This window comes from Bathymodiolus japonicus methanotrophic gill symbiont, assembly GCF_019721995.1.
Taxonomy (GTDB): Bacteria; Pseudomonadota; Gammaproteobacteria; order Methylococcales; family Methylomonadaceae; genus Methyloprofundus.
The window spans coordinates 29,844-50,899 of the sequence record NZ_BLYC01000022.1; the positions used below are offsets into that span (position 1 = coordinate 29,844).

At 40.1% G+C, this 21,056-nt stretch carries 17 protein-coding genes and 2 pseudogenes; 12 read left to right on the forward strand and 7 right to left on the reverse strand.

Features of this window, described 5'->3' with window-relative positions:
- Positions 1-475 precede the first annotated feature (475 nt).
- The 7 genes from K6984_RS20890 to tnpA (K6984_RS20920) form a co-directional block, all read right to left on the reverse strand.
- Positions 476-1,546, reverse strand: a complete 1,071-nt coding sequence (locus K6984_RS20890; protein WP_221897264.1) for a virulence-associated E family protein — start codon at positions 1,544-1,546, stop codon at positions 476-478.
- 463 nt (positions 1,547-2,009) lie between these two features.
- Positions 2,010-2,924, reverse strand: coding sequence for a hypothetical protein (locus K6984_RS20895; protein ID WP_221897265.1), 915 nt, complete (start codon positions 2,922-2,924; stop codon positions 2,010-2,012).
- Positions 2,925-2,949: 25 nt separating this feature from the next.
- Positions 2,950-4,401 carry a DEAD/DEAH box helicase gene (locus K6984_RS20900; protein ID WP_221897266.1) on the reverse strand — a complete coding sequence of 484 codons (1,452 nt, stop codon included), beginning with the start codon at positions 4,399-4,401 and terminating at the stop codon, positions 2,950-2,952.
- 76 nt (positions 4,402-4,477) lie between these two features.
- Complete coding sequence (locus tag K6984_RS36460; RefSeq protein WP_221897280.1) at positions 4,478-4,747, reverse strand: BT4734/BF3469 family protein; 270 nt, start codon at positions 4,745-4,747, stop codon at positions 4,478-4,480.
- A gap of 74 nt (positions 4,748-4,821) precedes the next feature.
- Positions 4,822-6,375 carry an IS66 family transposase gene (gene tnpC / locus K6984_RS20910; protein ID WP_230988220.1) on the reverse strand — a complete coding sequence of 518 codons (1,554 nt, stop codon included), beginning with the start codon at positions 6,373-6,375 and terminating at the stop codon, positions 4,822-4,824.
- Between the two features lie 88 nt (positions 6,376-6,463).
- On the reverse strand, positions 6,464-6,787 hold the full coding sequence (gene tnpB, locus K6984_RS20915) for an IS66 family insertion sequence element accessory protein TnpB (protein ID WP_221897267.1): 324 nt from the start codon (positions 6,785-6,787) through the stop codon (positions 6,464-6,466).
- 29 nt (positions 6,788-6,816) lie between these two features.
- Positions 6,817-7,158 carry an IS66 family insertion sequence element accessory protein TnpA gene (tnpA, locus tag K6984_RS20920; RefSeq protein WP_221897268.1) on the reverse strand — a complete coding sequence of 114 codons (342 nt, stop codon included), beginning with the start codon at positions 7,156-7,158 and terminating at the stop codon, positions 6,817-6,819.
- 224 nt (positions 7,159-7,382) lie between these two features.
- Here tnpA (K6984_RS20920) and K6984_RS20925 point away from each other — a divergent pair.
- The 12 genes and pseudogenes from K6984_RS20925 to tnpC (K6984_RS20980) form a co-directional block, all read left to right on the forward strand.
- A pseudogene (locus K6984_RS20925) lies at positions 7,383-7,941 on the forward strand (IS6 family transposase); the annotation flags it as partial.
- A 902-nt stretch (positions 7,942-8,843) separates the two neighbouring features.
- Positions 8,844-10,394, forward strand: a complete 1,551-nt coding sequence (locus K6984_RS20930) for a type I restriction-modification system subunit M (RefSeq protein ID WP_221897270.1) — start codon at positions 8,844-8,846, stop codon at positions 10,392-10,394.
- Positions 10,394-10,705, forward strand: a complete 312-nt coding sequence (locus K6984_RS20935) for a hypothetical protein (RefSeq protein ID WP_221897271.1) — start codon at positions 10,394-10,396, stop codon at positions 10,703-10,705. Before K6984_RS20930 ends, K6984_RS20935 begins: the two co-directional genes overlap by 1 nt.
- On the forward strand, positions 10,662-11,660 hold the full coding sequence (locus K6984_RS20940; RefSeq protein WP_230988221.1) for a restriction endonuclease subunit S: 999 nt from the start codon (positions 10,662-10,664) through the stop codon (positions 11,658-11,660). The genes K6984_RS20935 and K6984_RS20940 overlap by 44 nt, the downstream gene beginning before the upstream one ends.
- 228 nt (positions 11,661-11,888) lie before the next feature.
- Positions 11,889-13,055: an IS3 family transposase gene (locus K6984_RS20945; RefSeq protein ID WP_087870166.1), complete on the forward strand. Its 1,167-nt coding sequence runs from the start codon at positions 11,889-11,891 to the stop codon at positions 13,053-13,055.
- Positions 13,056-13,317: 262 nt separating this feature from the next.
- Complete coding sequence (locus tag K6984_RS20950; protein WP_420831625.1) at positions 13,318-14,661, forward strand: IS4 family transposase; 1,344 nt, start codon at positions 13,318-13,320, stop codon at positions 14,659-14,661.
- 21 nt (positions 14,662-14,682) lie between these two features.
- Positions 14,683-16,548, forward strand: a pseudogene (locus K6984_RS20955) (HsdR family type I site-specific deoxyribonuclease); the annotation flags it as partial.
- Between the two features lie 84 nt (positions 16,549-16,632).
- Complete coding sequence (locus tag K6984_RS20960; RefSeq protein WP_087870166.1) at positions 16,633-17,799, forward strand: IS3 family transposase; 1,167 nt, start codon at positions 16,633-16,635, stop codon at positions 17,797-17,799.
- Positions 17,800-18,339: 540 nt separating this feature from the next.
- Positions 18,340-18,654, forward strand: coding sequence for a hypothetical protein (locus K6984_RS20965; RefSeq protein ID WP_221897272.1), 315 nt, complete (start codon positions 18,340-18,342; stop codon positions 18,652-18,654).
- Between the two features lie 52 nt (positions 18,655-18,706).
- Positions 18,707-19,048: an IS66 family insertion sequence element accessory protein TnpA gene (tnpA, locus tag K6984_RS20970; RefSeq protein WP_221897197.1), complete on the forward strand. Its 342-nt coding sequence runs from the start codon at positions 18,707-18,709 to the stop codon at positions 19,046-19,048.
- Between the two features lie 29 nt (positions 19,049-19,077).
- On the forward strand, positions 19,078-19,401 hold the full coding sequence (tnpB, locus tag K6984_RS20975; protein WP_221897196.1) for an IS66 family insertion sequence element accessory protein TnpB: 324 nt from the start codon (positions 19,078-19,080) through the stop codon (positions 19,399-19,401).
- A gap of 88 nt (positions 19,402-19,489) precedes the next feature.
- Positions 19,490-21,043: an IS66 family transposase gene (tnpC, locus tag K6984_RS20980; RefSeq protein WP_230988222.1), complete on the forward strand. Its 1,554-nt coding sequence runs from the start codon at positions 19,490-19,492 to the stop codon at positions 21,041-21,043.
- Positions 21,044-21,056: the final 13 nt, after the last annotated feature.

Consider the following 21,056-nt stretch of genomic DNA (forward strand, 5'->3'; position numbering starts at 1 on the left):
CACAGCTCTCAAGCGTTTATTCATCTCAGCTTCAAAACACACCATGTTCTGGGGCAACACGCGTATGACTTCATTTCAACTAATTATTAAACGTGAATGAAATCAATTTCTTGCTCAATTAGGATAAATTATCATGGTTGGGAAAACCATAGTTTCCCTTTTGGTTTAATTACTGCAATCCCTTAAACTGTATAATATAACCAATCGCTTGTTCATCAGAGCAATTTGAGTAGACCTTTAATTTAGCAGACTCTCAGCCCTAGGGGAAAGTAACTTTTTTTAGCGTATACTCGATATATGAAGATTCCCTTATATAAGAAAATACAAGGGAATCTGACTCTAATGGATTGAGCTATCAGCTTTACTTAAAGGCGGCATAAAATAAGTCCTCCTATTGTGCTTCACATTAAGACCCTTTAACACTTTTTTTACAGCCATCTGGTTCGACCTGTTATTTATTATACTCTTAGGCAACTCATTTGATTATCTCGGAGTTAGTCATTTTAATTGTTCTATTACTAAGTACCTCACCAGTTTTGTCATCAGTAAACTCAAACACCTCCAAAACTATATCTTTCAATGACCTATTGTCAGGATAGCCTAAGATTTCCGCACGTAGAGCCTCTTCTTCGGGCGTAAGCCACCATTGCCCACCATGTGTATAGGCATGCCATATAAACGCCCACAAGTCTGTATAATCAAAATTAGAAATACGTGGATAATCTAACCGACCTTTAGCAATAACGGGTAGAAGCCTTCTATCCCACCTAGCACCTTTGGGTGGATATTCTCCCTCAACAGAAGTCATACACGATACATGCCTACGTATGACTGTAGGTTTTCTAGCGTACGTTAATCTTATTTCATCCACCTCTTTTGCCAAAAATCCTTTTAACTCGGGCAGCCCTTTCTTCTTCAACGCAGGGTCTAGGCCTGCAAGTTCAGGTATCCAGCACCTAAGAATATTAAGCATAGAATCCCGGTCTTTTGTATCTAGGCGAACAGAGTCTTTTATGTATTTATGAAGTTCCGCAGGGAGTAGGTATTTAATAAATGAAGTTTTATGGAGTCCTTGATCTCCACCTAGCACCAGCACACATTCATATTTGGGGATAGCATCTGGATGCTTACCTTCATGCTTTGCCATATCAGCGGCCGCACAGCATTGTATTAGCCATCTATACATGGCGACCTTAACCCATTCCTTATCTTCCACTGGCAAGTTATCTACAAGTTCATGGACTGGGTTATTTGTCTTGGTGCGTGTAATGCCTGTAAGCCAATCTCTAACGGGATTAATAACATTGCTTTCAATGATAGATCCTAACTGTTCATCAACAATCGTCCTGCTAAGCTTGTAGTTCCTGCAAATAACTTTGGTGTACGCTACCAAGTCTTTCAATTCATTTCCTTCTACGCCGGGAACGCCTTTAATTGCAGGTGCGTTCAACATTTCATCATAACGGGCATCCACGCCAAAGCGTTTCATCAGCCCTTCAAGTTCTCCACGTTCCCCGGGGTGCAACAGGGGTGTCTTTTTGTCCATTTCTCTATATCCTTTGCAGTGTTAATTTATTTATTAATCTAAGTTCTGTCGCTTTTCATACCTCCACATTTATTAGGATGGAATAGATAGGTGGTTTAACATCTACCTATTCCATTTTTAGAGTTTACTACGCAGGCTGCACAGCTCACCTCCTGCCCAAATCTTCTTAAAGGCATAACTCGAAAGCTGCTCTTCAGTCAAGCCAACCTCGGGTTGTGTTGTTGGCTTCTCTGGGTAGTGATACCCCCGTGTTTGCGGGGGAAGAGGACAGATAAATAGGTTGTGTTGTATAAACAGTTTATCTGTCCCCTTTTTCAATGAATACGTGGGGCTGTATGCCCTTGCCCTGTAATAAACTCATAACTGAATAAAATATTATCATTTTGCTAGTGGCATAAGTCCGGTCTTTAGGGACTATCTTTATTGTCCCTTCATATTAGTTCTGAAACTTTCGATGCCTTTTTTAGGCGGCCATCTTTATTCCATCTATGCTTTTAGACCATGCCTGCGACTGATTATAGACACTGATTTTTTTTGCTTCACGGCGTTCATTAATATCCCGCATTTGAGTTAATGAGTCCTCAGTTATCTGGTAATTCCCGGCGAGGTTTTTGCCTACGCGCTTATGTTTCAGCCCGAATCTCTTTAAAAATTGTCCTAATGTACGTGTGTCTAACTTTCGATTAACAGCCTTGAAATTGCCTAGCCCTGCTGCGTGTACCTCTTGATAATTGGCTTGCAAATAGTCAATAGCGGCTTTTATTCGTTCCGCATCATAACGCTGTAGTGATATCCCCGTGTTTTCTGGGGAAGGGGACAGATAAACATTGTTGTGTGTTATAGATAGTTTATCTGTCCCCTTTTTTAATGAATACGGGGGCTGTAGGCTCTTGCCCTGTAATAAACTCATAACTGAATAAAATATTAGCATTTTGCTAGTGGCATAAGTCCGGTCTTTAGGGGGTATCTTCATTGCGCTCTCATATTTATCTAGTGATTGCGCATTGCCTTGACCCCCGTTTACTATCTCAAAATTCTTGAGGACAGATTCAAACCTTCCACCATTCCACAATTGAATATCATTCTCTGAAACCTCTCCATCGAGTCCTAGCCCTGTTCTACATTCAAACTTCTCTATTGCGTTGTTACCGGATTCTGAAACTTTCGATGACTTTTTTAAATTATCGTGCTCAATAGCGGAAATATCATCCGCGTTAATCACAGCCTGGTCATGCGCTTTCTGTACCTTTTCAGCCGTTCCTTTGATAATAATCAGGCTCTCTGGTTCTTTCAGCTCTTCAACCTGATAACCCTTTTGCATCAATATTAAGAGCGTTGTATGTGCAAAGCGTTCGCAAGAACTCTCATACTCTTCCATGACCCCCGCAGCTACTTTGTCAAACTCATTTGGCACGTGTATTAGCTGGCCATCTGTAATTCATACGCCTTTCGGCCAATACGATGCCTGTTAATTGTTCGGTAACACTCAAGGGTTTCTGTTTTCGCTTTTGTGAGAGTCCAAGAATAATATCCTTAGCCTTTCTGTTACGCCCCAAAGTCTGGATTATTTCAGTAGGTGATAACTGGCCACTAAATACACCCACATGAAAATCATATTCAAGCTCGATAGAAAACCCGCTAGATACAACCGGTGTCAAAATTATTAAATCATATTGCTTGCCAACTTCATTAGGACTTCTTAAGTAAGCCGCTTGCTCAAACTCATCTTTATTCTTTCCGTGTACCAGTAATATTTTATACTCTGCGGGGGCTGTCGCTTTAGCATCCTCATAGGCAATATTAGCAGTACTGAGAGAATCGCATTGGAACAAGCCAGTCTTACCCGCTTTTACAAAGGTTAGAAATTCGCTTCTAGCAATGTTGGTGGTGGTGTGCTTTATTGTTGCAGCTGGTTCTCGCTCGCTCCCTTTTATCTTAAACATTGGCTTACCTGCGCTTTCTAATATTTTAATCATCTGGTCGTTCATATCTGCATCAGCAACATAAACCACCGGGACAGTTTTAATAATATCAATTAACAAATCATAGCCCTCTGATCTATTCTTAAAGGGACCTCGCACGATATGTTCAACTATCTGCTTAAATTCATCCAGTACAATACAGTCAACCTGCCGAAAGAAGCTTAATAAATGCTCCCTTCCTACTGCACTATTCACGCAGGCGGCCAATGACTGGAACAACTCTCCCGGACTAACTTCGTTATAATGTTCAATATCTAGCCTATTTGCTATGTCCGTAATAATTGATACACGGGGAGCAACGTAGCCAAAAGCTTTATTGTTCATTTGGAGATATGCCCATAATAACGCGGTGAATAAAGTTTTACCTGAACCCATCGGCCGCATGTCAACAAAAATAGCGCTATACCATCCAGACAGCATCAGACTTGCTGCGTCATAGCTGTTTATGTCGAATTCAGGCAGGCTATCGGTCGTCACCGTGTGATATTTGCGCGTAGCCTCGTCCTGTTCCCTAAGTAGCTTTTTAAGCCATGATTTGTGACTACCTGACAGCTTACATCCCATCCTATCTTCTAGCGCGGTTATAGTGTCCTTATATGAGGTTATAGGGTGAGCCTGTACGGCTTTCGCAATAATAGAATAAACTGCCTTCTCTGGTACTGGTAGCGGAATACTCTCGATAATCTCCAGTAGAGTCTGATCCTTGTCGCCTACCCACCCCTCTGACCCAGAATGGTGTGTTAGCCCATACTGATAGCCATCCTTGATTGCTTTATTTTCTTTTTCGCGGGTTCGGTCATCATTATTATCTGCAATCTGATCGCTAGCGTTAATGAGGGCGTTGATATAATCATTCTCATTTTTTACATCCAACTTCCCACTAGCAACATAATGCCCTAGTGCATTTCCTGCGTTGCGCCTTGCGACGTGGCGTTCTCCGGCTTTGCATTTAAGATGATGTTAATGCATTTTTGCAGGTAGTCGCCTTCGTTGCTGTTGGGCGTGTATTCTTTGCGTATTGGAGGGGCTTGGGGGCTATCTCTTGGAATGGTTTAAGCTTGTAAATATCTGCATCAGGATTATAAAAAACATCCGCATCATGGCACAAAAAGCACTTGCGGCTAATATCTTTACAAGCGGGATCTGTTTCATATCCCCATGTTTTAAATAGCGACTCTATCTGAAAATAAGCCTGCTTAAAGTCTGCATCGTTATTAATTAGACTAGCATCAACCCGAACCCCTAGCTTTAAACGTAAGCGTCAATTCTCTCCACCTAGACAAGCTACCCTAATTACTTTAGAGGCTTAATTTTTTCAATCAAGTTCCAGGGCAAAAACTGATCCAGTGCTTCTGGTTCATAATGCCTACCCAGCTTGGGTAGTTCAGTTAATAGGTATTTCAGGTAATCAAAAGGTTCCAGGTTATTAGCAACGGCTGTTTGCACAAGACTGTAAAGTAGTGCGCTGGCATTTGCACCGCGTGGTGTCTGGTTAAACAGCCAGTTTTTACGTCCAATCACAAACGGTTTGATATGCCGTTCAGCTGCATTATTATCAATTTGTATATTACCGTCATCAATATAGCGGATCAAGCTACCCCACTGGTTAATAGTGTAACGAATGGCTTTACCTATTGCGCTGTCCTTTGCTGTCTTGGTAAGGTTGTTATCGCACCACTGCTTTAACTCTTCCAGTAAAGGTTTGCTTTTTTCCTGACGCTGTAAATAACGTTGCTCTATCGTCAGGTCTTTGATCTGTTTTTCAAGTGCATACAGTCGGGCAAACTTACGTAATGCGGTTTGAGCCAGCCCCATTTTATTCTTGCGACTCTCTTTAGGGAGGGCTTTTAGCGCTTCATCGAATTTACGCCGCGCATGTGCCATACACCCCACGAGGATACAATCATCTGATGCCAGTGCATGATAGCCTGCATAGCCATCTACCTGCAAGTGACCTGAAAAGGCCCGCAAGAAGCTTTCAGCATGCGCTCCTGCCCGCGTTGGCTGATAATCATACAAAACGATCGGGTGCTCGGATTCATGCCCACCACTCTGATAGAGCCACATATAGGATTTCGATTTCGTCTCTCGACCATCCCGAATCACATTTAAGGTTGTTTCATCGGCCTGGAGGATCTTCTGTAGAATCAGCAGAGCATGCAGTCGATCATAAAAGGGCTGGAGCAATTCAGCGGACTTTAATACCCAGTTAGATAGCGTGGCACGAGAAAGGTCAACACTTAAGCGCTTGAAAATGGTTTCCTGCCGGTAAAGTGGCAGGCTATCCATGAACTTGGCGACAATAATGTAAGCTAATAAACTTGCCGAGGCAAAACTACGAGGAATGGGCTGTGCGGGTTTTGGTGCACTGATAATGCCATTTTCACAGGTGCGGCAGCCATACTTGATCTGTATATGTTCAATGACTTTGATCTGGGCAGGAATGATTTCTAACTGCTCTGACTTGTCTTCGCCAGCCTCATGCAATGCATGACCGCAGGCACAAACACGCTCTGCTTCAGGTAATTCATAACGGATAACTTTGCGCGGGATATCTCTGGATAATGGCTTGCGGCCTGGCTTTTTACGCTGATAGCTTAGGGTTTCTTCAGGGTCGGAATCATCCTGCTTTAAGCTATCAAGAATGGACTCCGCTTCATTAAACAACTCCATTTGACCCGGACATTTCTCACTGGAGGTGCCAAAACGCTTATGTTGCAACAGACGAAACTGCTTCTCATACCATGTCAGTTTTTCCTGTAATTGATCCACTGTCGACTGATAGTCCAGCACCATTTTGTGCAGTACATTCGTCTCGTCTGGCAGTGTTTCAGGAAGTGATTTCATGGTGTTTATTATACCACCAAACAGGGTTAAATAATCATTTAACTGGCTGTTTTATTAGATATTTTCCACGTAAAATAACGGCAACAAATCAATTATTTATTAAGCCAGAAATAGCGGTATGAGCTTGCGCTTGCCGATAGGATAAACCCTTCAGTAACCAGTGTAATTCACGTAAGGTTAATGATAACGGATGTTCGTTTAACTCGGTTGGCCACTGAAACTTCCCCTTATCCAGGCGCCGATAATAAAGCCAGAACCCATTACACTCCCAATAGAGTATTTTCAGTTTATCGCGAGAGCGGTTACAAAAGACAAAAATACTTCCGGCAAAGGGATCATGGCCAAACTGTTCCGAAACAATCAGTGACAGACCATTGATAGATTTACGCATATCAGTAACGCCGGTCGCCAAAAAAACTTGATTAACAACAAGCCCGTTTATCATGAGATAGACCTAACCAGTTTCAGTAGCGGCTTTAATGATGCAAGTTCTGTACTGGCACAAATTTCCAGACTGAAGCCATTAGAATGAGTCACTTTGATAACTGATGAATCAGCAGGTACGCCTGATCGGTTCAACATGTCCTCTGCAACCAGTGTTACCGGAACCAATTGCTTGGCTTGTAACACTGGTGGAGCGAGCGAACTGAATTGCTTTTTGTAATAACTGAAGATATGCGGCTTGATATCATGGGCTTTGCAATACCCGACCTGAGTTAAACGACTGGCTTGCCATTGCGGTATATGATTTTGCATAGCCGCTTTATTTTGAGATGGACTCATAAATTACTCCTGAGTTAATTGGAGGTATTAGTCTGCCATTTTTTATATTGGTTTAGAATGTGTACTTTAATTGACGCTTACGTTATAAGGGTGTATTTTTGTGATAAAACGCCTGTATACGCCACTAGGTTTGCTTTTTCTAACCACGCCCTTTTTATGATTCTGTCGCATAAATCCCCCCTCCCGACGTTATCTGCTATCATAATTATCAATTTCAATAAAAGGTGGATCACATGCTCAATCGTTGGGTTATCCGTTATTCTCCTGCCATTGCTGTAAAAGCTAAATCTCAGAAACGAGAAACCAATAAATCGTGGCGCATGGATGAAACGTATATCAAAGTTAAGGGTCAGTGGACCTATTTATACCGAGCTGTTGATAGTCACGGAGATACGCTTGATTTCATGCTTTCTGAGCACCGTGATGAAGAGGCTGCAACCGCATTTTTCAAACAAACAATTAACAATAATGGCTTTCCTGATAAGGTCGTTATGGATAAAAGTGGCGCTAACTATGCAGGATTAGCCAATATTAACCTCTTGTTAATCCTCGCTGGGTGTGCCACTATGATCGACATATTACAGGTTAAATATTTGAATAACATCATCGAACAGGATCACCGCTTTATCAAAAAAATAACAAAACCGATGATGGGCTTTAAAGCGTTTCACTCCGCTCAAGCAACCATTGATGGAATTGAAACGGCACATATGATCCGAAAGGGACAGTTGTCTGAGGAAAAATATTCCTGCTTATAAGCAGTTTATGGCTTTAGCAGGATAGTTATGCCTGAAGACCAGGAGGTCTGCGCTTTTGATAATTATTGCGACAGAACCATATATCCCCCTGTACAGCTACGCAGCATATTTGCACTATAAAATTCAATTCCCGCAGGTGAGACGGTATAAACCCGCGACTTCTACTTTATACAAATATGATCTTACTGACTACCTCTACATACCCTTGATCGGTAGCTCTGTCCTGACCTATTCCAATATCATCTAATCCAAAATAGGGGCTGGGCTTGAAAGAAGAGAAGAAAAACCAGAATTGCTTACAAATGAGAAGATAATTAAGATATAATTAACGTTCGTTTGATTGCAAGAGTCTGTTTCTTACTTTCAAGCCGTAATAAGTGTTTCGATCACTTATTACAACCTTTTAAAAACCTCTACATACAATGTGTGTGGAGGTTTTTTTATGCCTTAAATACTACCTTTATTGGCTAATAATGGAATAGGTAGCGTTGTTTTTTATAAACAGTGCCTTTCAGTATCCGTGTCATTAACCTAAAACAAAATCATAAATTAACTAATAAATACAATTAGTTAAACTTATTTATTGGGCGGTAATTGATTTTTTTCCTTTCGTTTTATTCCTAAAATAACGATAATTATCCTCGAATTCTTTGCACTCATTGCCGTTATTTTTTCTTTTTCGATAAAAAGGCTAGAGAGTATTAAAAGCTAGTCGATCAGATTCCGACAAATCCATGGCTGTCTGCGATGGATAGTAAACATACAATACATATTTTTCAAGCCTTAAAGCGCCTACAAGCCCTATAGATGGGTAAAGTTTGCACAGGACTCAACCACAGTAGCGATGCTATTTACTCGGCCTTCTAGCGCATCTACGCCCTTTATAATACTTATCTTTCTTAGCCATATTTTAATAGGAATATCACAATGACAAGTACGCAACAACGTAGCGAACTACAAAGCCAAATTTGGAAAATTGCGAATGAGGTTCGTGGATCAGTCGATGGCTGGGATTTTAAGCAGTACGTATTAGGTGCTTTGTTCTATCGGTTTATAAGTGAAAACTTTGCCAGCTACATTGAAGCTGGTGATGGTAGTGTTCATTACGATGCTTTTTCCGATGATGATACACTCATTGCAGCAATCAAAGACGATGCAATTAAAACCAAAGGGTATTTCATCTACCCCAGCCAACTGTTTACCAACATAGCCGATGATGCCAATACTAACGATAACCTAAACACCGATTTAGCCACGATATTTTCCGCTATTGAAAGTTCAGCCAATAGCTACCCTTCTGAACCTGACATCAAAGGCTTGTTCGCTGATTTTGACACGACCAGTAATCGTTTGGGTAATACTGTTGCCGATAAGAACAGTCGCTTAGCTGCCGTACTGAATGGTGTTAAGGGGCTAGGGTTTGGTAAGTTCCAAGACAACCAAATAGATTTATTTGGCGATGCCTACGAATTTTTAATTTCTAACTATGCCGCTAATGCAGGTAAATCAGGGGGTGAATTTTTCACGCCACAATGCGTGGCCAAGTTGATTGCTCAACTGGCGATGCACAAGCAAACAACGGTCAATAAAATTTATGACCCTGCCGCAGGTTCTGGATCCTTATTATTACAAGCAAAAAAACACTTTGATGCGCATATTATTGAAGACGGTTTTTTTGGTCAAGAAATAAACCACACCACCTATAACCTAGCGCGTATGAATATGTTCTTGCACAACATTAACTACGACAAGTTTAATATGATGTTAGGTAATACTCTAACTGAGCCGAAATTTAGTGATGACAAACCCTTTGATGCCATTGTCTCTAACCCTCCCTACTCAGTAAAATGGGTTGGCAGCGGAGACCCCACGCTGATTAACGATGAACGTTTTGCGCCTGCAGGCGTATTAGCCCCAAAATCCAAAGCTGATTTTGCTTTTGTATTGCATTCCTTAAATTATTTATCCAGCAAAGGCCGTGCGGCGATTGTTTGCTTTCCGGGGCTTTTTTATCGTGGTGGAGCCGAGCAAAAGATCCGTAAATATCTAGTCGATAACAACTATGTAGAAACCGTTATTTCTTTAGCACCCAACCTGTTTTTTGGCACCACAATTGCGGTTAACATCTTAGTGATTTCCAAACATAAAACTGAGAACACAACCCAGTTTATTGATGCCAGTGGATTGTTTAAAAAAGAAACCAATACTAATACCCTCACCGAAGAACATATCAAGCAAATTGTAGATTCGTTTGATGATAAAAATAATACCGACTATTTCGCTCAATCGGTAGAACACAATGTTATAGCCGACAATGACTATAATCTATCGGTTAGTGCTTATGTAGAAGCTGAAGACACACGCGAAAAAATTGATATTACCCAACTGAATGCAGAACTAAAAACAACAGTTTCCAAGATTGACCAGTTACGCACTGATATTGATGTCATTGTTGCTGAGATTGAGGGGAATAAATAATGAAGGATGTGAGTTTTATAGAAAAACTTCTGGATGGCGCTGATGTGGAGTGGAAACCTTTATGGAAAGTTACCACTTGGGACAAGAAATTTAATGCTGTTGATAATTTCAAACAACCAAAAGTTATCAAATATCATTATTTGCTTTCTAAAGAAATAAAGTCACTGATTTCAGAATCTGGAAGAGTAAAACTTTTAACAACAAACCCATCCAATCTGCACACAACTGAAGAGCGTGCGGGAAATATTGTTAGTCAAGGTGAGGTTATTGCAATACCCTGGGGGCGGAAATCCTGTTGTTCAGTACTATAAAGGCAAATTTCTAACCTCTGATAATCGAATTGCAACATCAAATGATACAAACCTTCTCAATAATAAATATCTCTACTATTCTTTATTAAACAACCTTAAATTAATAAGCTCTTTTTATCGTGGCTCTGGAATTAAACATCCAAGTATGGCAGCTGTATTAGATATGGAAATCCCCATCCCCTGCCCAAATAACCCGGAGAAGTCGCTTGCAATACAAACTGAAATCGTTCGCATCTTGGACACATTCACGACGCATACAGCTGAACTTACAGCTGAACTTACAGCTGAACTTACAGCACGGGAAAAACAATACAACTACTATCGCGACAAACTCTTAACCTTTGAAGATGGGGAAGTGGAATGGAAGGCGTTGGGTGAGGTAATACTTCCTACAAGTAATATTAATTGGCGATATACAGACAGAGCATACCGTTATATTGATTTAACTTCTGTTAATCGCGAAAACAACACAATAATGGAAACATCTGAAATTACATCTAAAAATGCTCCAAGCAGAGCGCAGAAGATTGTCCAAACAGATGACGTTATTTTCGCAACAACGCGACCATCCCAGCAACGGCTTTGTTTAATTAGTCATGAGTTTTCTGGGGAGGTTGCTAGTACAGGATATTCTGTTTTAAGAGCTAAAGAAACTGAAGTTTTAGCAACCTGGATTTATTACTGTATCTCTTCAACTGAATTTAAATATTACGTTACAGAAAACGAAAGTGGTTCGGCTTACCCTGCAATTTCGGACTCCAAAGTAAAATCTTTTATACTTCCGATACCATCTCTTACCGAGCAAACCAGAATTGTCACCATCTTAGATAAATTCGATGCTTTAACGAACTCACTCTGCGAAGGCTTGCCTCGTGAAATAAAGTTGCGCCAACAGCAATATGAATATTATCGCGATTTACTCTTGAGCTTTCCAAAACCTGAAACAACGGTATGACCGATTATAAAGCCATTGCTGAATCAAATAATTTTATCATCTTGGATAAATACACCAAGTGTTCGCAAGTTAATGAGTCCTATCAAAGCGAGTCCGATTTAGAACGGGAGTTTATCACTGACTTAGTAAACCAAGGTTATGAATATCTATATCCCCCCAAATCCGACAAGAAATCAAAGCAATCTTATTCCAAATTAGTTACTATTTGTAAAAAATTGGAGTATTAAAATGAGCAGAAAAAGAACGGTCTACAGTGCTGAATTTAAAAGCAAGTTGGTATTAGAAGTTTTAAAGAATGAAAAAACACTGCAAGAAATTGCCAGTGCAAATAACATCACACCTAAGAACCTACAAAACTGGAAAAAAATATTCTTAGACAATGCAGAAATAGCAATGGAGCCCTCCAAAGCCGTTAAAGATTACAAAGAGGATCTATTAGCAGCTCAAGAACAAAATGAGATGCTCACAAAAATCGTAGGAAAAATGACGGTTGAAAAGGAGTGGCTCGAAAAAAAGCTAAAAAGCTTGGACTCATCTGATAGAAAACAGTTGATTGAGCCCAAGCTTAACACTCTACCTCTAACACAGCAGTGTGCATTATTAGGATTAAATAGAAGCAATCTCTATTACAAAAAAAGAGAGAATAAAAAGAAAGAAGAGATCAAAACTCAGATTAATCACATTTTTAAAGACATCCCTATTTATGGTGCGGCTAAAGTACACCAGCAGTTGCTTGAAGGTGGTTTTAAAGTCAGTTTAAACACGGTGGCGAGTTATCGGCAGCAGATGGGCTTGAAAGCCGTATTAGCGGTAAAACAAGTCAATACAACGATCCCCATAAAAGAACATAAAAAATATACTTATAAGCTTAGAGATCTTGATATATCACACGCTAACCAAGTTTGGAGTACAGATATAACCTATATTAAAACCAAAGAAGGGATGGTTTATTTAGCGGCGATTATTGATTGGCACTCAAAAGCAGTGCTCGCCCATAAAATATCAAACACAATGGATTCTTTTTTAGTTATGGATGTATTAGATGAAGCGCTTTCTCTCTACGGAACACCTGAAATTTTTAATACGGATCAAGGCAGTCAATACACCAGTGAAATTCATACCCAACGACTAAAAAACAAAGGCATTACTATTTCTATGGATGGAAAAGGACGAGCAACGGATAATATTTGTATTGAACGGTTTTGGCGAAGTGCAAAATGTGAGCGTATTTATTTAAATGAATATGGTTCAATTAGAGCGTTAATAGAAGATGTTGATGACTATATTGAGTTTTATAATCATCAACGGTTTCATGAAACCCTGGACTATAAAAAACCAATGAATGTATATAGAGAAAGTATTTTAGCTAATGAACAGCAGAATGAAGCGGCTTAGGAATATGGAATAAGGATTGTTGAAAAATCTGTCTTGACTCTTTGGGGTGCTATAATAACTCGATATTGCTGAAAATGATAAAACCACATGGGCTTATTATCCCTTACCATATTGCGCATGCTTAGTAACCTCATCTGGAAAAGGAGCGATAAAAACTGCCCTTTTTCATTTTACCGTTCGCCGGTATTCTGTCACTACCCTTAGTCATCTCCTTACACACAAGTCTGATATAAGAGTGTAAAATCTCATTATTTTAGTAACGATGACTGAGACTTGGGCAGAAATGGAATTTTGTAATTTAGATTTAGGTGATTCACGGCTTAATAAAAGAGCAGTTAAATTGATAGAAACTTTTGTAAAAGCGCCTAAACTAAGCATTCCTCAGGCTTGCCAAGGCTGGGCTGAAACACAAGCGACTTATCGATTTTATGCAAATGAAAATGTGACATGGGAAAAGTTGTTAGTCGCCCATACAGATCAAGTTGAACAGCGCATTATAGTCAGTGAAGAGCCCGTTATTTTATGCTTACAAGATACGACAGAATTAGATTTTAATGGACAAGAAACTGAGGATTTAGGTCGCTTATCTTACGATGCCCAAAGAGGCATGTACTTGCATCCGACACTCTGCATTACACCAGACCGGCTCCCTTTAGGGGTTAGTGATGCGTGGATGTGGGCAAGAGGAAAAAGCAAAGCAGAAGATCAAAATAATCCCACGATAAAAGAAAGTGATCGCTGGATAGAAGGTTATGAACGTGTCGCTGAAATGGCCGAACGTTGCCCTAAAAGTCGGCTCGTTTATGTGGCCGATAGAGAAGGTGATATTTTAAGTCTTATGCAGAGAAGTAAGGCGTTAAATACGCCTGCTGACTGGCTAGTAAGAGCCAGGCATAACCGTAAATTATCAGCGGATGAAACACTGTGGGATAGCGTCGATAAGCAAGAGGTTATGAGTCGCGTTAGTTTTATTAAGCCACGAAAAAAAGGCGAAAAATCGCGACAAGTTCAGCAAGAAATTAAAGTGTTACGCTGCACTTTCCCCGTAAAAGGGAAAGAAGGTATTGAAGTAACTTTGGTTCAGGCAAAAGAAATCAACCCGCCTAAAGGGAAGTCACCGCTCATATGGCGCTTATTAAGCAATCGAAGGGTAGAAAGTGAAGATCAAGCCTGTGAGTTGATTGACTGGTATCGCTGTCGCTGGGAAATAGAAATGTTTTTTGATATTTTGAAAGTGGGCTGCAAGGTTGAAAAGCTTCAATTATCCAGTAAAGAGCGCATTGAAAAAGCCTTAGTCATGGCCATGGTTATTGCTTGGCGGGTGATGTATCTTATGCGCTTAGGTCGCATCTGTCCTGACTTGCCTGCTGAATTAATCTTTGATCCTTTAGAATGGAAATCATCTTATGGTTTATTGGACAAAAAGATACCCAAAAAAGTGCCTACACTGAATGCCGTGTTAAGAAATTTAGCGACATTGGGTGGTTTTTTAGGGCGTAAATCAGATGGTGACCCTGGTGCGAAAAGTATTTGGATCGGTTTTCAGAGGATTCAGGACTGCGTATATGGTATTCAAATGGCCAGAAAGCTAAAAGGCGTATTTTAGGACTTGTGTGTAAGGAGGTGGGCTAATCGCTACGATGTGACGGTTTTAGTTAACGGTTTACCTTTGGTTCAGATAGAGCTAAAAAAACGCGGTGTCGCTATCCGTGAAGCCTTTAATCAAGTGCACCGTTACAGCAAAGAAAGTTTGAATACAGATAACTCACTGTTTAAATATTTGCAGCTGTTTGTTATTTCAAACGGAACCGATAGCCGTTATTTTGCCAATACCACCCAGCGTAATAAAAATAGCTTTGATTTCACCATGAATTGGGCAAAATCAGATAACGGATTGATTAAAGATTTAAAAGATTTCACCGCTACTTTTTTTCAAAAACAGACCTTGTTAAATGTGTTGCTACATTATTCTGTGTTTGATGTGAACGATACCTTGTTAGCGATGCGCCCTTATCAAATTGCTGCGACCGAACGAATTCTTTGGAAAATAAACAGCGCATATCAAGCGAAAAACTGGAGTACGTCTGATAGTGGCGGCTATATCTGGCATACCACCGGCTCAGGTAAAACCTTAACCAGCTTTAAAGCGGCACGTTTAGCGACTGAGCTGGATTTTATTGATAAAGTATTTTTTGTGGTGGATCGTAAAGATCTTGATTTTCAAACCATGAAGGAATATCAGCGTTTTTCACCTGATAGTGTTAATGGTTCAGAGAGCACCTCTGAGCTAAAACGCAACCTTGATAAAGAAGACAATAAAATTGTTGTTACCACAATTCAAAAGTTAAACAATTTAATGAAAGGTGAAGGCGACTTGCCTATTTACAGTAAGCAAGTGGTGTTTATTTTTGATGAAGCTCACCGTTCGCAATTCGGTGAAGCACAAAAGAATCTAAAGAAAAAGTTTAAAAAATTCTATCAATTTGGCTTTACTGGTACGCCTATTTTTCCTAAAAATGCCTTGGGAGCAGAAACCACTGGCAATGTATTTGGTCGTGAATTACATTCTTATGTGATTACGGATGCTATTCGTGATGAAAAAGTGTTGAAATTTAAGGTGGATTATAACGATGTACGCCCACAGTTTAAGTCGATTGAAGCGGAACAAGACGAGAAGAAACTCACGGCGGCAGAAAATAAACACGCTTTACTACACCCAAACCGTATTGATGAGATTTCTCAGTACATTTTAAATAACTTCAAACAAAAAACACATCGCCAACAAGCAGGCGGTAAAGGTTTTAATGCGATGTTTGCAGTAAGCAGTGTCGATGCTGCCAAGGTGTACTATGAATCATTTAAAAATTTACAGAAAGAGAGCAATAACCCGCTTAACATTGCCACCATCTTCTCTTTTGCAGCAAATGAAGAACAAAATGCAGTAGGAGATATTGCTGATGAAGGTTTTGAAATCAGTGCAATGGATAGCAGCGCTAAAGAGTTTTTAAGTGAAGCAATCGCTAATTATAACGCGACCTTTAAAACTAATTATGGCGTTGATAGCAGTGGCTTTCAAAACTATTACCGCGACCTTGCGAAACGGGTAAAGAATCAAGAAATTGATTTGCTGATTGTCGTGGGTATGTTTTTAACCGGTTTTGATGCGCCTACGTTAAACACCTTGTTCGTGGATAAAAATCTTCGCTATCACGGTTTAATACAAGCCTTTTCGCGCACTAACCGTATTTATGATACCACTAAGACCTTTGGAAATATCGTCACCTTCCGCGATTTAGAACAAGCCACTGTGGATGCTATTACCCTCTTTGGTGATAAAAACACTAAAAATGTGGTGCTAGAAAAAAGCTATAAAGAATATATGGAAGGTTTTACCGATGTGGCAACAGGTGATGCACGACGCGGTTATTTAGAGCTGGTGGAGGAATTGGCGCAACGCTTCCCTGATCCTGATGCAATTGTTAAAGAAAAAGATATAATCCCCCAGCAAATCCAGACAAGAAATCAAAGCAATCTTATTCCAAATTAGTTACTATTTGTAAAAAATTGGAGTATTAAAATGAGCAGAAAAAGAACGGTCTACAGTGCTGAATTTAAAAGCAAGTTGGTATTAGAAGTTTTAAAGAATGAAAAAACACTGCAAGAAATTGCCAGTGCAAATAACATCACACCTAAGAACCTACAAAACTGGAAAAAAATATTCTTAGACAATGCAGAAATAGCAATGGAGCCCTCCAAAGCCGTTAAAGATTACAAAGAGGATCTATTAGCAGCTCAAGAACAAAATGAGATGCTCACAAAAATCGTAGGAAAAATGACGGTTGAAAAGGAGTGGCTCGAAAAAAAGCTAAAAAGCTTGGACTCATCTGATAGAAAACAGTTGATTGAGCCCAAGCTTAACACTCTACCTCTAACACAGCAGTGTGCATTATTAGGATTAAATAGAAGCAATCTCTATTACAAAAAAAGAGAGAATAAAAAGAAAGAAGAGATCAAAACTCAGATTAATCACATTTTTAAAGACATCCCTATTTATGGTGCGGCTAAAGTACACCAGCAGTTGCTTGAAGGTGGTTTTAAAGTCAGTTTAAACACGGTGGCGAGTTATCGGCAGCAGATGGGCTTGAAAGCCGTATTAGCGGTAAAACAAGTCAATACAACGATCCCCATAAAAGAACATAAAAAATATACTTATAAGCTTAGAGATCTTGATATATCACACGCTAACCAAGTTTGGAGTACAGATATAACCTATATTAAAACCAAAGAAGGGATGGTTTATTTAGCGGCGATTATTGATTGGCACTCAAAAGCAGTGCTCGCCCATAAAATATCAAACACAATGGATTCTTTTTTAGTTATGGATGTATTAGATGAAGCGCTTTCTCTCTACGGAACACCTGAAATTTTTAATACGGATCAAGGCAGTCAATACACCAGTGAAATTCATACCCAACGACTAAAAAACAAAGGCATTACTATTTCTATGGATGGAAAAGGACGAGCAACGGATAATATTTGTATTGAACGGTTTTGGCGAAGTGCAAAATGTGAGCGTATTTATTTAAATGAATATGGTTCAATTAGAGCGTTAATAGAAGATGTTGATGACTATATTGAGTTTTATAATCATCAACGGTTTCATGAAACCCTGGACTATAAAAAACCAATGAATGTATATAGAGAAAGTATTTTAGCTAATGAACAGCAGAATGAAGCGGCTTAGGAATATGGAATAAGGATTGTTGAAAAATCTGTCTTGACTCTTTGGGGTGCTATACAGAGATAAATAACCCTGTGACATTACTATGCATAAATTGTGAGCAACAATTCTTATATCGTAGTTACCCACAAGAACTGTTGATAAAAGTGTGTGCTACTTTTGAGTAACTGACTGAAAGCCACGATACATATAGGATAGGGTTATATTGTATAAAATTTGTACAGGACATTTATTAAGCTACATTTGATTCACAGTTTTACTATGTTCCTAAGTAATGCCAAACATATAACACTATCAAGGTACTGTCACATACATCAGTGTTCCCATTGAAAGAAGAAGTACCTAAACAAAGCAGCCTATAACCTACCTGAAGGTAGCACCACTCGAATATTTCCATTTTTTGATTTTAATCACTTATAACAGCAAATAGACACTCTGTAGGCACCGTAAAAAAACAACAAATAATTTCAAATAAAGCTTGCAATTGCCGAAGAAATTTTCTAAAAATTTCCGTTTTAATCACCTCATAAACGGATATCACCCATGCTTAAAGACCTACCACTCTCTGAACATATTCACCAACACTGCAATGAAAGTATGGAACGTGCCCTGTTAGCAGAGCGTCATCCTTTGTGGGCTCGTTCATGCCCAGAGTTGAAGGATATCGACTTTATTCGCCTTGGGTTATTAGGCTGTATCAGTGTAGTCGATAGTGGTCGCCATTTCCTCCAAACCAATGAACAGATTTATGGCCAGCTACTTCCCCACTCAACGTATTTTAAATCACTGAAGTCGCATAGACGAACAAGTATGCTTGAGGCATTTGAACGTAAGCGTCAATTAAAGTACACATTCTAAACCAATATAAAAAATGGCAGACTAATACCTCCAATTAACTCAGGAGTAATTTATGAGTCCATCTCAAAATAAAGCGGCTATGCAAAATCATATACCGCAATGGCAAGCCAGTCGTTTAACTCAGGTCGGGTATTGCAAAGCCCATGATATCAAGCTGCATATCTTCAGTTATTACAAAAAGCAATTCAGTTCGCTCGCTCCACCAGTGTTACAAGCCAAGCAATTGGTTCCGGTAACACTGGTTGCAGAGGACATGTTGAACGGATCAGGCGTACCTGCTGATTCATCAGTTATCAAAGTGACTCATTCTAATGGCTTCAGTCTGGAAATTTGTGCCAGTACAGAACTTGCATCATTAAAGCCGCTACTGAAACTGGTTAGGTCTATCTCATGATAAACGGGCTTGTTGTTAATCAAGTGTTTTTGGCGACCGGCGTTACTGATATGCGTAAATCTATCAATGGTCTGTCACTGATTGTTTCGGAACAGTTTGGCCATGATCCCTTTGCCGGAAGTATTTTTGTCTTTTGTAACCGCTCTCGCGATAAACTGAAAATACTCTATTGGGAGTGTAATGGGTTCTGGCTTTATTATCGGCGCCTGGATAAGGGGAAGTTTCAGTGGCCAACCGAGTTAAACGAACATCCGTTATCATTAACCTTACGTGAATTACACTGGTTACTGGAAGGTTTATCCTATCGGCAAGCGCAAGCTCATACCGCTATTTCTGGCTTAATAAATAATTGATTTGTTGCCGTTATTTTACGTGGAAAATATCTAATAAAACAGCCAGTTAAATGATTATTTAACCCTGTTTGGTGGTATAATAAACACCATGAAATCACTTCCTGAAACACTGCCAGACGAGACGAATGTACTGCACAAAATGGTGCTGGACTATCAGTCGACAGTGGATCAATTACAGGAAAAACTGACATGGTATGAGGAGCAGTTTCGTCTGTTGCAACATAAGCGTTTTGGCACCTCCAGTGAGAAATGCCCGGGTCAAATGGAGTTGTTTAATGAAGCGGAGTCCATTCTTGATAGCTTAAAGCAGGATGATTCCGACCCTGAAGAAACCCTAAGCTATCAGCGTAAAAAGCCAGGCCGCAAGCCATTATCCAGAGATATCCCGCGCGAAGTTATCCGTTATGAATTACCTGAAGCAGAGCGTTTTTGTGCCTGCGGTCATGCATTGCATGAGGCTGGCGAAGACAAGTCAGAGCAGTTAGAAATCATTCCTGCCCAGATCAAAGTCATTGAACATATACAGATCAAGTATGGCTGCCGCACCTGTGAAAATGGCATTATCAGTGCACCAAAACCCGCACAGCCCATTCCTCGTAGTTTTGCCTCGGCAAGTTTATTAGCTTACATTATTGTCGCCAAGTTCATGGATAGCCTGCCACTTTACCGGCAGGAAACCATTTTCAAGCGCTTAAGTGTTGACCTTTCTCGTGCCACGCTATCTAACTGGGTATTAAAGTCCGCTGAATTGCTCCAGCCCTTTTATGATCGACTGCATGCTCTGCTGATTCTACAGAAGATCCTCCAGGCCGATGAAACAACCTTAAATGTGATTCGGGATGGTCGAGAGACGAAATCGAAATCCTATATGTGGCTCTATCAGAGTGGTGAGCATGAATCCGAGCACCCGATCGTTTTGTATGATTATCAGCCAACGCGGGCAGGAGCGCATGCTGAAAGCTTCTTGCGGGCCTTTTCAGGTCACTTGCAGGTAGATGGCTATGCAGGCTATCATGCACTGGCATCAGATGATTGTATCCTCGTGGGGTGTATGGCACATGCGCGGCGTAAATTCGATGAAGCGCTAAAAGCCCTCCCTAAAGAGAGTCGCAAGAATAAAATGGGGCTGGCTCAAACCGCATTACGTAAGTTTGCCCGACTGTATGCACTTGAAAAACAGATCAAAGACCTGACGATAGAGCAACGTTATTTACAGCGTCAGGAAAAAAGCAAACCTTTACTGGAAGAGTTAAAGCAGTGGTGCGATAACAACCTTACCAAGACAGCAAAGGACAGCGCAATAGGTAAAGCCATTCGTTACACTATTAACCAGTGGGGTAGCTTGATCCGCTATATTGATGACGGTAATATACAAATTGATAATAATGCCGCTGAACGGCATATCAAACCGTTTGTGATTGGACGTAAAAACTGGCTGTTTAACCAGACACCACGCGGTGCAAATGCCAGCGCACTACTTTACAGTCTTGTGCAAACAGCCGTTGCTAATAACCTGGAACCTTTTGATTACCTGAAACACTTATTAACTGAACTACCCAAGCTGGGTAGGCATTATGAACCAGAAGCACTGGATCAGTTTTTGCCCTGGAACTTGATTGAAAAAATTAAGCCTCTAAAGTAATTAGGGTAGCTTG

Bases quoted from the DNA above. Each gene is read 5' to 3' on its own strand.
- K6984_RS20890 (WP_221897264.1), bottom strand. From the start codon at position 1,546: ATGGACAAAAAGACACCCCTGTTGCACCCCGGGGAACGTGGAGAACTT.
- K6984_RS20895 (WP_221897265.1), bottom strand. From the start codon at position 2,924: ATGGAAGAGTATGAGAGTTCTTGCGAACGCTTTGCACATACAACGCTC.
- tnpC (WP_230988220.1), bottom strand. From the start codon at position 6,375: ATGAAATCACTTCCTGAAACACTGCCAGACGAGACGAATGTACTGCAC.
- tnpA (WP_221897268.1), bottom strand. From the start codon at position 7,158: ATGAGTCCATCTCAAAATAAAGCGGCTATGCAAAATCATATACCGCAA.
- K6984_RS20930 (WP_221897270.1), top strand. From the start codon at position 8,844: ATGACAAGTACGCAACAACGTAGCGAACTACAAAGCCAAATTTGGAAA.
- K6984_RS20935 (WP_221897271.1), top strand. From the start codon at position 10,394: ATGAAGGATGTGAGTTTTATAGAAAAACTTCTGGATGGCGCTGATGTG.
- K6984_RS20945 (WP_087870166.1), top strand. From the start codon at position 11,889: ATGAGCAGAAAAAGAACGGTCTACAGTGCTGAATTTAAAAGCAAGTTG.
- K6984_RS20950 (WP_420831625.1), top strand. From the start codon at position 13,318: ATGACTGAGACTTGGGCAGAAATGGAATTTTGTAATTTAGATTTAGGT.
- K6984_RS20960 (WP_087870166.1), top strand. From the start codon at position 16,633: ATGAGCAGAAAAAGAACGGTCTACAGTGCTGAATTTAAAAGCAAGTTG.
- K6984_RS20965 (WP_221897272.1), top strand. From the start codon at position 18,340: ATGCTTAAAGACCTACCACTCTCTGAACATATTCACCAACACTGCAAT.
- tnpA (WP_221897197.1), top strand. From the start codon at position 18,707: ATGAGTCCATCTCAAAATAAAGCGGCTATGCAAAATCATATACCGCAA.
- tnpC (WP_230988222.1), top strand. From the start codon at position 19,490: ATGAAATCACTTCCTGAAACACTGCCAGACGAGACGAATGTACTGCAC.